The following is a 13,716-nucleotide window of genomic DNA, read 5'->3' as shown; positions in this document are numbered from 1 at the left end:
GGCGTTCGCCCTTCTCAAGCGTGGGTGTAGTGCAGCAGCGTCCATTCATCGACATGGACACGGTCCTGCGGATGGACGACGAGGGTCGTCGCCGGGTGTTCGATGATGGCCGGGCCGACGACCTCATGGCCGGGCTGGAGCAAGTCCATCTCGTAGAGATCAGCCTTGTGCCAGCGGCCGCCGATATAGGCCTCGCGCACGCCCTTATGGGCGGACGCCGGATCGGATTTGCCGAGCGGCCGCTTGACCAGCATCGGCTTGACCTTGTCGGCGGTGGCGATCAGGCCCAGTTCGGTGATCGAGAAACCGGCCTCGCCATAGCGCGAGACGCGATGATTGACCTTGGCGTAGACCGCTTCGAACTCGGCGATGACCTTGCGCATGTCGTCGGCCGAACGAACCGCCGACAGCGGCGCCATGACCTCGACGTCCTCGAGCTGGCCGGTGTAGCGCATCATCAGGAACGGCACGGTCTTGATCTTGTCGCGGCTGTGGCCGTCGGCGATCATTTCATCGACCGCAGCCTTGGTCAGGTCGTCCCAGACGCCGGTGACCTTCCCGCCAAAGGCCTGCAATTCGTCATCGCTGGCGCGCGCGCCGATGTCGATCTGCGTCGACACCGAATGACGGCGCATGAAATCGGCCGTGGTGCAGCCGAAGGCAGAGAAGGCGGCGGCGAACTGGAAGGTGATGATGTCCTTGAAGCCGATGCCCCTGGAGCAGCCGGCGAGATGCAATGGCCCCGAGCCGCCATAGGACAGAAGCGTGAATTCCGAGGGGTGAATGCCCTGGCCGGAGATGACCCGGCGAAGCGCATTGTTGGCGTCGGCCTCCAGCATGTCGATCATGCCTTCGGCGGCCTCCTCGACACCGACGCCGAGCACGCGGGCGCATTTCTCCTCGAAGGCTTTGCGCGCCTTCTCGACCTGCAGCACGACCTTGCCGCCGAGGAAGTAATGCGGGTTCAAGCGACCGAGGATGGCGTCGCAATCGGCGATGGTCGGCTCCGTGCCGCCCTTGGCGAAGCAGATCGGTCCAGGATCGGATCCGGCGCTTTCCGGCCCGAGCGAGACTTTTCGGGTCAGCGGGTCGACCTTCAGGATCATCCCGGCGCCGGCGCCGATCGTGTCGAGATGCAGCGTCGGCACGTTGAGCTTGAAGCGGTCCATCAGCGGTTCGTTCTCGATCCGCGTCTGGCCGCGCGTGATGACGCCCATGTCGAAGGACGTGCCGCCCATATCCGAGCAGATCAGCGAGTCGTTGCCGATCAGCTTGCCGACATAGGCCGCGCCCAGGATGCCACCGATGGGTCCGGAGATCATCGTCTCGTGCAGGCGCGGATGGTCGATCGAGGTCAGGCCACCGAAGGAGAGCAGCGTCTGCACGCCATATTTGAAGCCGTATTTCTTGGAGACGTCCTCAATGCCCTTGAGCTGCTTGCGGCCGCGCGAAGTGGCGTAGGCCTCGATCAGCACCGAGTTCAGCCGCGACTGCTCGCGGATGACCGGACGCACCTCATGGCTGGTGTAGACGAGGATGTCGGCGCCGGCGGCGGCGATCTCCTCGCGGCAGATCTCGGCGATGCGTTTCTCATGCGCCGGATTGACATGCGAGAAGACGGTCATGATGCAGATCGCCTCGACCTTGTCGGCAATCAGCTTCTTGGCGGCCGCATGCACCTCGTGCTCGTAGAGCGGCAGGATGATGTCACCGAACTGATCGATGCGCTCGGTGACGCCGTGGGTGCGGCGGCGCGGCACCAGCGGGTCGGGATGGTGATGGGTGACCGCGTGCAGGCGGTCGGCATAGGAATAGTCGGCCCAGGCCTGCAGGCCGCGCCCCATCAGGATCATGTCCTCCAATCCCTTGGTGGTAATCAGCCCGAGCTTGCGGCCGGTTCGCGACAACAGCGTGTTGAGCATGCCGGTGCCGGAATAGAGCACGACATTGACGCCGGAGAACAGGTCCTGGAGCGAGACGCCCCAGGCGTCGGCCGCATCCTCGGCGGAGGCGAGGAAGCCTTCGGCCTCGTTCTTCGGGGTGGTCGCCGACTTGCCGATCTTGAAGTGGCCGTCCTGATCGACAAGGATCGTGTCGGTCATGGTGCCGCCGGCGTCGATGCCGATGACGATTGGGTTGGTGGTAATCTGGTTCACGGGTCGCTTTCCCTTGCCGAGAGTGACCGCAGGCTAGATTCCCAAAGCCGGATCGCGCCATATGCCTAAAGACACAATGACGCTTGGGCCGGGTTCGCCGAGAAAAGGGCATGCGCATGGGCAACATCTGGGCGCCGCTGGCCAAGGCGATCGCCGCCACCGGCACCGACCGGCATGTCGACTGCCTGATCGATCTGATCGGCGCCGACATCGCGCATGATCTGGTGACGGTGACGCGCTACTCGGCGACCAAGACGCCGGAATTCGTCAAGCACCGGCGCTTCTCCGACGAGATGGTGCGGCGCTATCTCGACAATTACTACGTCTTCGATCCGTTCTATGCCTCGTGGCGCAGCCAGCGCCGCCTCGGCATCATGCCGCTGAAAGGTCTGGCCAACGAGGAGGCCAAACGCGGGCAATACATAGCCGGTTTCCTGGCGCAGTCGGAGATCTGCGACGAGGTCGGCATCATGCTGGCCGACGGCGGCGACTGGTGCCTCGGCATCTTTCTCGACCGGTCGACGGTGTCGTTCAAAGACAGCGAGATCGCGCTGCTCACCGAGCGACTGCCGGTGTTCGAGGCGCTGCACGCGCTGGACATCAAGGCCCGCGGCTCAGACTTCTCCCGCACCTCGGCGCCCAGCGGTCCGGGCGCCTCGCCGCAGCAGAAGCCCAGAATTCCGGAAAGCCTCTGGCCCGAGCTTTCGTCGCGCGAGCGCGAACTGGTGCAGTTGATCCTGGCCGGCCATCCGACAGCCAACATCGCCGAGCGGCTGGGCATCACCGTCGGTACGGTGAAGAATCACCGCCGCCGCATCTATGAAAAGCTCGACATCAACACCGAGCGTGAATTGTTCCTGCAGTTCTTCCAGCACCGGATGGACAGCTAGAGCATGATCCCGAAAAGTGGGAACCGGTTTTCGGAGAAAGATCATGCTCCAACAAAGAGTTAGATCGTGAGGGCGATTCAACGAAACGCCATCACGATCTAGAGCATTTCACCGTTTCACGGAAACGGTGAAATGCTCTAGCTCCTTGTTTTTACGCAATTCCGGACGGAAAACCGCTCACACTTTTCCTGGAATTGCTCTAGCTCCTTGTTTTTACGCAATTCCGGGCGGAAAACCGCTCACACTTTTCCTGGAATTGCTCAAGTGTCGCGTCAGTCGTGCAGATCCCGCGAAATCGCCGGCCCTATCGTGAAGCCGGAAAACGTCACCTCGAAACCCTCGCGCTGCGGCGAGCAGCACATCATGCCGACATCGACCGATTTCGAGACCGGGAAATAGGCCAGCCGCACCGGCTTCCAGTGGCCATCCGAGGCGTCGAGATACTGGACGCGGATCGCCTCGGCGTGACGGGTCAGGCGGATCCTGACGCCGTCCTTGTCGGCGGCAATGGCGACCAGCGACCAGTCGGAGGTGTCGTTGGTGACGACGACTGAGAAATATGCCAGCCCGTCGGTGTATTCGATGCCGGCTTTGATCCAGTGCGTTTCGCTGAGGCGCAGCATCAGCCCCGCCTGGTCATAGAGCACCTTGTAGTCGCCCTTGACGGTGACCTCGGCGCTGAAGTCACCCTCGACAGGTCGGTAGAGGAAATGGCCGTTGTCGCGCCAGAAGCCGTAGAAGGTCTCGCGCCAGAAGTCGGTCTCCTTGCCGGTGCGGACGGTGAGCGTACCGTCGCCGACCGCATGGTGCGGCGGCGGGTTGAGCCATGTCATGTCAGCCACGCTCATCGATCTCCTCCCGGACTGGCTCAGCCGGCGAATGTATAGGCCGTCTTCACCGTGGTGTAGAACTCCATCGCGTAGCGGCCCTGCTCGCGCGGACCGTAGCTCGAGCCCTTGCGGCCGCCGAACGGCACGTGGAAGTCGACGCCCGCCGTCGGCAGATTGACCATGACCATGCCGGCTTCGGAGTTGCGCTTGAAATGCGTCGCGTGCTTCAGGCTGGTCGTGCAGATGCCCGAGGTGAGGCCGAACGGCGTGTCGTTGGCCACGCTGAGCGCCTCGTCATAATCCTTGACACGGATGACATTGGCGACCGGGCCGAAGATCTCCTCGCGTGAGATGCGCATGGCGTTGGTGGCGCCGACAAACAGCGCCGGCTTCAGATAGAAGCCCGGCGTGCCGCGCTCCAGCCGCTCGCCGCCGAAGGCGAGTGTTGCGCCTTCCCTGACACCGATAGCGATGTAGTCCTCGTCCTGCTTGAGCTGCGTCTGGTCGACGACCGGACCGATCTCGGTCTTGGCGTCAAGCGCATCGCCGATGACGAGCTTGTCCAGCCGTTCCTTCACCGCATCGACGAAGCGGTCGTGGATGCCATCGGTGACGATCAGGCGCGAGGAGGCAGTGCAGCGCTGTCCAGTGGAGAAATAGGCGCCGTTCACGGCGCAGTCGACGGCGACCGCGAGGTCGGCATCGTCGAGCACGACGAGCGGATTCTTGCCGCCCATCTCGAGCTGGAACTTGCGCATATGCTCGACGCTTGCCGCGGCGACGCGCTTGCCCGTGCCGACCGAGCCGGTAAACGAGATGGCGTTGACGTCAGGGCTGTCGAGCATCGCCTGGCCGACCACCGAGCCCTTGCCCATGACGAGGTTGAGCACGCCCTTGGGCAGGCCGGCGCGGTGCAGGATATCGACGATGGTCCAGGCGCTTTCGGGAACGAGCTCGGCCGGCTTGAAGACGATGGTGTTGCCGTAAGCCAAAGCCGGCGCGATCTTCCAGGCGGGGATGGCGATGGGGAAATTCCACGGCGTGATGATGCCGACGACGCCGACGCCTTCGCGGGTCATTTCTACGCCGACGCCCGGCCTGACGCTCGGCACCATCTCGCCCGACAGGCGCAGCGTCTCGCCGGCGAAGAAATCGAAGATCTGCGCGGCGCGAATGGTTTCACCGACGCCCTCGGCCAGTGTCTTGCCCTCCTCGCGAGCGAGCGACCTGCCGATCTCATCCTTGCGCGCCATGATCTCGTCGGAGGTCTTCTTCAGCACCGCGTGACGGGCCAGCGGCCCGGAGCGCGACCATGCCGGAAAGGCGGCCTTGGCGGCGGCGATGGCCTGTTTTGCTTCCTCCGGCCCGGCCGAAGCGTATTCGCCGACGACGTCGTTGGTGTTCGAAGGGTTGATGTTGCGCGAGCCGGCCTCGCCAAGCCACTCGCCGTCGATCAGGTTCTTGCGGTGCAGGGTCATCTTGTTTTTCCTTGAGTTTGGTCGCGGCGACCTTCGGCCGGGTCAATTGTCAGACAAATGATATAGTCATTGTCCGGGAGGAGGTCTACCCGCGATCTTAAACCTAGAGCCGCAGCGCGTCAGGTCGAGAACGACCAGAACAGGCAGGCGAGCGTGACCGCGCCAAAGATGACGAAGAACAGGCTTCTGAGCAGGACGTTGCGGCGAAGCTCGTTCATGGTGAGATGCGCCGCCACGATAGCCGCAACGAACAGGAAGCGCCAGTTGAAGAGCGTCCAAAGCACCTCATGCTGGCCGAAGGCCCATCTGGCCACAAGCGAGCCGACGATGGTCGCGAACAGCATGATCGTCGCCCAGAAGACCGCGTCGGCGGCGTGGGTCAGCACGATGCCGGCGGCGCGGATCGGCAGGATCATCATCAGCATCGCGCCGAAAAAATAGACGGCGGCGATCGCCAGGAAGGAGCCCGTGTCGGCGATGCCGTCAAGACGCTTCACGCCGAACGCGCCGTAGGGATAGCCGTGCCTGGCGACCGCCAATGACAGCGCCATCAGCAAGGCGCTGAGAACCGTGATCAGTGCGAATGTGCCGAGGGCCTTGCTCATGCCTTTTCCCGTCGAGGCGAATCAACAGGAGTCTAGCAATCAAAAGCCGCAATTCATCTCTCGATATTCTCGAAGGCGCCTATGCCTTGAGCGATCAGGTTGGTGGCCATGACCAGCGATACGATCGCGCCCGAGTTGAAGACCACGACCCACCATTTGCCACCGGTGAGGAAGCCGTAGCCTTCGGCGATCGCCAGGCCCCAGTCGGCCGAAGGCGGCTGGATGCCGAGGCCGAGAAAGCTCAGCGTGGCGATCGAGAAGAAGGCGTAGCCTAGCCGGGTGACGAGCTCGATCAGGATCGTCTCCCGGATGTTGGGCAGGATTTCCAGCACCATGATCGCGAAGGCGTTCTCGCCGCCGAGACGGGCGGCGCTCACATATTCGCGTTCCTTCTGCTCGCGCACGGCAGCGCGCACGGTTCTCGCCACCAGCGGCGCATAGGCGATGGCGATCACCAGGATGACGGTGAGGTTCGAGGGCCCCAGCGCCACAAGCGTCATGGTAACGAGCACGATGAATGGAAAGGCCATCAGCGTGTCGAGCAGCCGCGCGCCGACCGCGTCGACCAGCCCGTCGAAATAGCCGAGCACCAGTCCGATCGCGGTACCGGCGGCGACGCCACCAAGCGTGGCGAGCGGCGCCACCAGCAGGATATCGCATGATCCGACGATGATCCGGGACAGCACGTCGCGGCCGAGGTGATCGGTGCCGAACCAGTGCGCGGCATCCGGCGGCGTCAGCGTGGCGAGGAAATCCTCGGCGTAGGGATCGTAGGGGACCAGCCGGCCGCCGAACAGGGCGCAGGCGATCCAGAAGGCGAGGATGAGCGATCCGATGATGACGGAAGCGGGAAGGCCGCGAACGACGCGGCCCAGCCTGCCGGCGACCCGCAGGACAACGGACCCGTGCGACGGTGCCGGAAATTCCAGGAGGTCCATCATAGTGACGCTCGCCGCCGTTGCCGCGGGTCGAGCAGCGCCTGGGCGAGATCGCCTATCGCGGAGGACAGGACGAAGATCGTCGCCATCACCAGCACGCCTGCTTCCAGCATCGGGAAATCGCGCGACTTGGCAGCGTTCAGGACCAGATTGCCGAGGCCCTGGATGCCGAACAGCGCCTCGATCACCACCAGCCCGCCAAGCATGTAGCCGCTCTGCGTCGCCAGCACCGCGACCGTCGGCGTCAACGCGTTGGGCAGCACGTGGCGGACAATGACCTGCCGGCGACCCAGCCCCTTCAGGATGGCGGTGCGCGTATAGTCGGCGGCAAGCGCCTCGATGACGCCGGCCCGCGTCATGCGCGCCAGATAGCCGGCGAGATTGAGCACCAGCGGCAGCGCCGGCAGGATGAGATAATAACCGCTGGTCCAGAAGCCCGCGCCATCGGGCGCGGCACCCGTGATCGGCAGCCAGTTCAGCCACAGGCCGAAGACCAGAAGCAGAAGCAGGCCGGACACGAAATCCGGGACGATGCCGAAGGAGACGCCGGCGAGCACGATCAGCCGATCGGCGAGCCGGCCCTGGTTGAGGCCGGCAACGATGCCCGCGCCGACGCCCAGCGGCACAAGAAACAAAAGGATGATGCCGGCAAGCGCTGCCGAGCGGCCGAGGCTTGCGAGCACGAAGGGCGCGACCGGCGCACGCATCGACAGCGACGTGCCGAAGTCGCCGCCAAGCGCCGCGCTGAACCAGCGCCAATATTGGACAAGGACGGGCTGGTCGGCACCGAGTTGTCTGTTCAGCGCGGCGACCGCTTGCGCATCCGCGAACGGACCAAGCATGACGCGCGCGACATCGCCGGGCAGAACCTGCCCGGCGAGGAAGACCAGCACGCTGACCAGCCATAAGGTGAGGAGCAGCGAGGCCAGGCGCGCCGACAAGGCGCGGCCGGTCAGCATCCGGTGGCCCGCCCGGCTTGGCGTTCCCGCATCATGCCTGCACGAAGGAAACGCGGTCGAGCAGAAGATGCGAGATCGCGGTGAAGCGCACGCCCTCGACCTTCGCGCTGGAGATGCGGCTATATTGCGAGAAGTAGCTGATGATCTCCGGCGTCTCGTCGAGCAGCAGGGCCTGGATCTTGCCGGCCGCGACGCGCTGCGCCTGCAGGTCTCGCGCCTTGCCGTATTCGGCCAACAATGCGTCATAATCCGCATTCTTGAAATGCGCGGCGTTCCATGCGCCGTCGCTCTTCAGCGTGGCATTGAGGAATATGTCGGGCGTGCCGCGATGGCCGAAATCGGTGATGCCGAGGTTGGAATCAAGCCAGGGTGAGCTGCCGAAGGTCGCCGATCCGTAATAGGCATCCTGCGGCAGCACGTTGAGCTTTATGTCGATGCCGGCCTTCTTGGCGAAGTTTTGGATGATCACGGCGTAGTCGGGGATGTCGTAGGCGCGTTCGGTGGTCAGCGTCACCTCGAAGCCGTTGGGCACGCCGGCTTCGGCGAGCAGACGCTTGGCCTCGGCGATGTCCTGCCTGCGCTGCGGCACCGACGGATCGGCCGAAGGGAAGATCGGCGCGAACGGAGTGTCGTTGCCGGCGACGGCGCGACCCTTCAACAGGCCCTTCACGATGGCCTCACGATCGAGGGTGAGCGCCAGCGCGCGACGGACGCGCTTGTCGGTGAACGGCGCCTGATCGGTCCTGAGATGCACGGCGTCATGCGAGCTCGCCTGGACGCTCAGCAGCTTGAAGTTGGGATTGCCCTCGATCGCCAGTTCCAGACGCGTGGTGCTCGGGATGACGTCGAGTTGGCCAGCCTGCAGCGCCACGACCTGCGCCTGCTCGTCATCGAAGAACTTTATCTCGACCCGGTCAGGCAGCGCCTTGTCGCCCCAGTAGTCGGGGTTGCGCACGAAGCTGGCGCCTTGCTTGGGGCGGAAGGATTCCAGCTTGAACGGACCGGTGCCGTTGAAATTCTTCTCGAAGTCGCCGGCATAGTCGGCCGGCAGGATCACCGCGTTGTAGACGTCGGACGAGACATAGAAGGGGAAATTCGAATTCGACTGGTCAAGATCGAAGGCGACCGTCTCGTCGTCGACGATCTTGGCGCCGCCCTTGGACAGGATGCCCTTGTAAGCCGAGAGCGCCGACGAGCCGCTGTTCGGGTCGACCAGACGCTCGAAGCTCGCCACTACGTCCTTGGCGGTGACGGTGCGGCCGTCATGGAATTTCACGCCGGGGCGAAGCTTGAAGGTCCAGCGCTTGGCCGTCTCGTCGGCTTCCCAGGACAGGGCGAGCTTCGGCTGCAGCCCGTCCTTGGGATCATCGAGGATCAGATATTCGCCGACCTGGCTGAGAACGCCGATGCTGGCCGGATCGGTGACCGTGACCGGATCGATCGCCTTGGTCGGCTGGCCAAGCCCGACACGGACGGTGCCGCCGCCAGCAGCGGCGCGCGCCGAGCCGGGAAAGCCCAGACCGTGCGACGCGGCGAAACCGGTCAAGCCGATGAAGGCTGCATACTTCAACAGGTCGCGGCGCTTGAGATAACCGTTGGCATATTCGTCGACGGCGACGTTCCAGATGTCGCCGGAGAGATTGCGAAGGGTGTCGATTTCGTTGCGCTTGGTCATTTTTGCCTCTGTGAAAATCGTGGTTTTAAAATGAAGTGGAGACGGGGCTGGATCAGACCGGCTGGCCGTCGAGATGGATGCGGTCGACCGCTTGCGGATAGAAGGCGATGAGCCCCTTGATCTTCGGCATCTCGGCGATCGGATGGCGGTAACTCCAGGCGATGTCTTCGCTGAGCGAACCGTCCTTGCGCACGCCGGACCAGTAGGAGGCGACGCCCTTGTAGGGACATCGGGTCCTCGTCAACGAGGCCCTCAACCGCTCGAGCCGGACATCCTCGGGCGGCAGGTAGAACCGTGTCGGCAGGTGCGTTTCGAACAGCAGCACGGGACGGCGGCTGTCGGCGATCGACTCGCCGTCGAACCAGATCTCGACATGGCTGGAGCTCTGCAGCACGTCGATGCGCGCATAGGGGTCGCGGGCATGGACGAAGACTTCTTCGTCCTCCTCGAACCATTGATCGACGAGGTTCCAGGTGAAGGCGACGCGCCCGGCGAGCGGCGCCAGATTCTCGTCGGGCGGCGCCGTGAACGACCAGGCGGCATCGGCGGCGCGCCGGTCGCCGGCTTCGATATCCCAGTATCTGGTCTCGCCGCCGACGGCATGCTGCTGACCCTGCTTCGACGGCTTCAGCACTGACTGGTCGACGGCGGCCAGCGAGAAGAAATAGATCGGCAAAAAATGGTTGGAGCGCAGCACAAGCACGTTGCGGCTGTCGGCGATCACGCGGCCGGCGAATTTGACGCGGATGCGCTTCGGGCTGTGCAGGACATTGATCAGCTGCGGAGCTGTCGCTTCGCGCGGCTGCAGTCTGGGCTGGGCGGTCATGACGGCTCTCCTCAGGACACGGCGCGCTGGTTCGCGCGCTGCTCGGCGAAGCGATTGGCTGGACGGGCGAGGCCGAAGCGGTCGCGCAGCGTTCCGGGCGCGTATTCCGTCGGGAAGACGCCGCGACGCTGCAGCTCGGGCACGACCTCAGCGGCGAAATTGATCCAGTCCTCCGGCAACAGGGGGAACATCAGATTGAAGCCGTCGGCGGCGCCCGCCTCGAACCAGTCCTGCAGCTGGTCGGCGATCTGCTTCGGCGTGCCGGCGACAGTCGGCACCGAGCCGCTGTTGGCAAGTTTTCGCGCGATCTCACGCAGGGTCAGGTTCTGCGTCGCCCACTGCTTGACGCGGTTGAGCGATGTGCGCCCGCCGTTGAAGGTGCTTTCGTCGGGGAGCTGCGGCAGCGGGCCATCCGGCGGATAGGCCGAGAGGTCGATGCCGCTCCAGCTCGACAGGAGATCGATGCCGACGCGATCCGGCAGCAGCGTCTGCAGGTAATCCTGCCTGTCGCGCGCCTCAGCCTCGGACGCGGCGACGATCGGCAGGATGCCGGGCAGGATCTTGAAGCTTTCGGGACGCCGGCCGTGACGGGCGAGACGCTCGTTGATGTCCTCGCGATAGCGGATGCCGTCTTCCCTGGTGCTGTAGATGGCGAAATGCGCATCGGCATGGGCTGTGGCGAAATTCTTGCCGTCCTCCGACGAGCCAGCCTGGACGATCAGCGGATGACCCTGCGGCGGCCGCGAGACGTTGAGCGGCCCGCGCACCTTGAAATGCGCGCCGCGATGGTCGAGCACATGGACCTTGTCCGGATCGGCGAAATAGCCGGTTTCCTTGTCGAACAGCAGGGCTTCGTCTTCCCAGCTGTCCCACAGCCCCTTGACGATATCGAGGAACTCAGCGGCGCGCTGATAACGGAAGGCATGCTCGATGTTGCCGTCGCGACCGAAATTGCGCGCCTCCTCGTCCATGGCCGAGGTGACGACGTTCCATGACGCCCTGCCGCCGCTGATATGATCGAGCGAAGCGAACAAGCGCGCCACATTGTAGGGCTCGCTGTAGGAGCTCGAGGCAGTGGTGATGAGACCGATGTGTTTCGTCACTCCAGCCAGCGCCGAAAGCAGCGTCAGCGGCTCCAGGCGAGCATTGGCGTAATGCGCGACGCCGCTCTTCACCGAATCCCAGATCGATACATGGTCGGCGACGAAGATGGTGTCGATCCTGGCGCGTTCGGCGGCCTGGACCAGCTCGCGGTAATAATCGAAGCCGAGCACCTCCCGGCCGGGCGCGCGCGGATGGCGCCACGACATGCGATGGTCGCCTTGCGGGTTGAAGAAGAACGCGCTGAGGATCAACTGATTTCGCGCCATGCCGGCCTCCTTGCAAATCGCTGAGAGACACGGGCGCCACTTGTCCGGCGCGACCCGAAATCTCCAATTTGCAAAAGGCTAGATTGCGCTCGGCCTTAATTCGAGTAATTTTATAGAGATAATATACAATGGAAGCGGAAGCGATTGCCCTTGATTAGGGCACCGGCAGAAAGAGATTTCGAGGTCTTGATGTCCCCTTCGGTACTGAATGTGGAGAAACTTTCCATCGCCTATGGCGGGAAAAGAGGATGGCAATCCGCCGTCGACGGCGTGTCGCTCGCAATAGGCCAGGGCGAGGCGTTGGGACTGGTCGGCGAATCCGGTTCGGGCAAGAGCTCGGTGGCCATGGCGATCCTGCGCTACCTGCCGGGCAATGCGCGTCTGGCGGCTTCGGCGATCGAGTTCCAGGGCCGGGAAATCCGCGACCTTTCCGGCGAAGAGTTGCGCGGCCTGCGGGGCGATCGTATTGCTGCCGTTTACCAGCATCCGGGCGCTGCGCTCAGCCCCGCCATGACGATCGGAAGGCAGATCAGTGAGACGATCATGCGCCATCGTTCGGTGCGCCACGAGGAGGCGCGCTCGCGCTCGGTCGAATTGCTGAAGCGTGTACGGGTCGCCAATCCGGAGCGGGTGCTCGATCTCTATCCGCATGAATTGTCCGGCGGCATGCAGCAGCGCGCCAACATCGCTATCGCCATCGCGCTCGACCCGGCGCTGCTGGTGCTGGACGAGCCGACCACGGCGCTCGACGCCAGCGTGCAGTCGGAGGTGATCGCCATCCTCGACGACCTGCGCCGCGAGCACAAGACCAGCATCCTGTTGATCAGCCACGACATCAACCTGATCCGCCGTTCCTGCGACCGCGTCGCGGTGATGCAGTCGGGTGCCGTGGTGGAAAGTGGCGGGGCTGAGGACGTGTTCGAGAACCCGGCCCATACCTATACCAAGGCGCTGATCGCCTCGATCCCGGCGCTCAATTTCACCAAGCGCGACGGGCGGCTGGCCGAGACCGGCGCGACCGTTCGCGATCGCCCCGGGGCGATCGCTGCTCCTGATCAAAGAGACAGGCAGATCGCCATCGCTGGCAAGGGCATCAGCCATTCCTTCGGTGATCAGGCGGTCCTGCACAATATCGACCTCAGCATCGGCCAAGGCGAGACCTTCGGCTTGATCGGCGAATCCGGCTCCGGCAAATCGACGCTGGCGCGGATCGTCACCGGGCTGCAGACGCCGAGCGAAGGATCGGTCGAGCTGTTCGGCAAGACGGTCGCGCCGCGCGCCGAAAAGCGGGCGCCAGGCGAACGGCGCGACGTGCAGATGGTCTTTCAGTCGCCCGACCGCACGCTCAATCCGCGCCACCGGATCGGGCGGATCATCAGCCGGCCGCTGCGGCGGCTTGCCGGGCTTGGCCGCAGCGATGCAAGGAACCGCGTCGCCGAGCTTCTCCGCTCCGTCCGACTGGCCGGCACGACCGCCGAGCAGAAACCGCGCTCATTGTCCGGCGGTCAGCGGCAGAGGGCGGCGATCGCGCGCGCCTTCGCCGGCGCGCCGAAAGTAGTGGTGCTGGACGAACCGACCTCGGCGCTCGATGTCTCGGTTCAGGCGACGGTGCTCAACCTGCTCAACGACCTTCAGCGCGACAGGGACACGACCTATCTGTTCATCAGCCACGACCTCAGGGTCGTGCGCTACATGGCCGACAGGATCGGCGTGCTCTATCGCGGCCGCCTGGTCGAGACCGGCACTTCGGAACAGGTCTTCCGCGGCCCCAACCACCCCTATACGAAGCAGCTTTTGGCGGCGTCTTCGGACGAGGCGCCGGCAGTTTCGGTCCAAGTGGCCGCAGAGACAGCGCATCGCGGGTGCGCGTTCGCCGATCGTTGTCCTCTTGCCTTGGCCAGTTGCCGGGAAGCGGAACCGGCTGGCACGGATGTGGGCGACGGCCATCTGATCGCCTGCTGGCGAACGGACGCACTGCTGGCCAGCTAG

General features: G+C 64.2%; 11 protein-coding genes. 2 read left to right on the top strand and 9 right to left on the bottom strand.

The genetic code is table 11. The features are described 5' to 3' along the window. Positions 1-14 precede the first annotated feature (14 nt). Positions 15-2,102 (bottom strand): hydantoinase/oxoprolinase family protein, encoded by a 2,088-nt coding sequence (locus MJ8_RS02875; RefSeq protein ID WP_263649717.1) that lies wholly within the window; start codon positions 2,100-2,102, stop codon positions 15-17. A gap of 164 nt (positions 2,103-2,266) precedes the next feature. Between MJ8_RS02875 and MJ8_RS02870 the strand changes: the two genes are divergently transcribed. Further along, a complete protein-coding gene (locus tag MJ8_RS02870) occupies positions 2,267-3,046 on the top strand; it encodes a response regulator transcription factor (RefSeq protein WP_201412996.1) in 780 nt (259 codons plus the stop codon). A 272-nt stretch (positions 3,047-3,318) separates the two neighbouring features. Here the strand turns inward: MJ8_RS02870 and MJ8_RS02865 are convergent, their stop codons facing one another. From MJ8_RS02865 to MJ8_RS02830, 8 genes are all read right to left on the bottom strand, one after another. Next, entirely contained in the window at positions 3,319-3,894 is a 576-nt protein-coding gene (locus tag MJ8_RS02865; RefSeq protein ID WP_201412995.1) for a DUF1349 domain-containing protein, read from the bottom strand. 20 nt (positions 3,895-3,914) lie between these two features. Then, complete coding sequence (locus MJ8_RS02860; RefSeq protein WP_201412994.1) at positions 3,915-5,354, bottom strand: aldehyde dehydrogenase family protein; 1,440 nt, start codon at positions 5,352-5,354, stop codon at positions 3,915-3,917. 119 nt (positions 5,355-5,473) lie between these two features. Then, the gene (locus MJ8_RS02855) at positions 5,474-5,959 is read right to left on the bottom strand and encodes a hypothetical protein (protein WP_201412993.1); all 486 of its coding nucleotides are present in this window, start codon (positions 5,957-5,959) and stop codon (positions 5,474-5,476) included. 53 nt (positions 5,960-6,012) lie between these two features. Then, the gene (locus MJ8_RS02850) at positions 6,013-6,900 is read right to left on the bottom strand and encodes an ABC transporter permease (protein WP_201412992.1); all 888 of its coding nucleotides are present in this window, start codon (positions 6,898-6,900) and stop codon (positions 6,013-6,015) included. After that, positions 6,897-7,856, bottom strand: coding sequence for an ABC transporter permease (locus MJ8_RS02845; protein ID WP_201412991.1), 960 nt, complete (start codon positions 7,854-7,856; stop codon positions 6,897-6,899). Before MJ8_RS02845 ends, MJ8_RS02850 begins: the two co-directional genes overlap by 4 nt. Positions 7,857-7,887: 31 nt before the next feature. Further along, positions 7,888-9,531: an ABC transporter substrate-binding protein gene (locus MJ8_RS02840; RefSeq protein ID WP_201412990.1), complete on the bottom strand. Its 1,644-nt coding sequence runs from the start codon at positions 9,529-9,531 to the stop codon at positions 7,888-7,890. Positions 9,532-9,583: 52 nt separating this feature from the next. Next, positions 9,584-10,357 carry a DUF427 domain-containing protein gene (locus MJ8_RS02835; RefSeq protein ID WP_201412989.1) on the bottom strand — a complete coding sequence of 258 codons (774 nt, stop codon included), beginning with the start codon at positions 10,355-10,357 and terminating at the stop codon, positions 9,584-9,586. Positions 10,358-10,368: 11 nt separating this feature from the next. After that, the gene (locus MJ8_RS02830) at positions 10,369-11,727 is read right to left on the bottom strand and encodes an LLM class flavin-dependent oxidoreductase (protein WP_201412988.1); all 1,359 of its coding nucleotides are present in this window, start codon (positions 11,725-11,727) and stop codon (positions 10,369-10,371) included. 189 nt (positions 11,728-11,916) lie between these two features. On the opposite strand from MJ8_RS02830, the gene MJ8_RS02825 reads away from it, so the two are divergent. Further along, positions 11,917-13,716 carry an ABC transporter ATP-binding protein gene (locus tag MJ8_RS02825; RefSeq protein WP_201412987.1) on the top strand — a complete coding sequence of 600 codons (1,800 nt, stop codon included), beginning with the start codon at positions 11,917-11,919 and terminating at the stop codon, positions 13,714-13,716.

This window comes from Mesorhizobium sp. J8 (assembly GCF_016591715.1).
Lineage (GTDB): Bacteria > Pseudomonadota > Alphaproteobacteria > Rhizobiales > Rhizobiaceae > Mesorhizobium.
The sequence above is the reverse complement of the archived record's forward strand: the minus strand, read 5'-3'. Positions and strand labels throughout refer to the sequence as shown.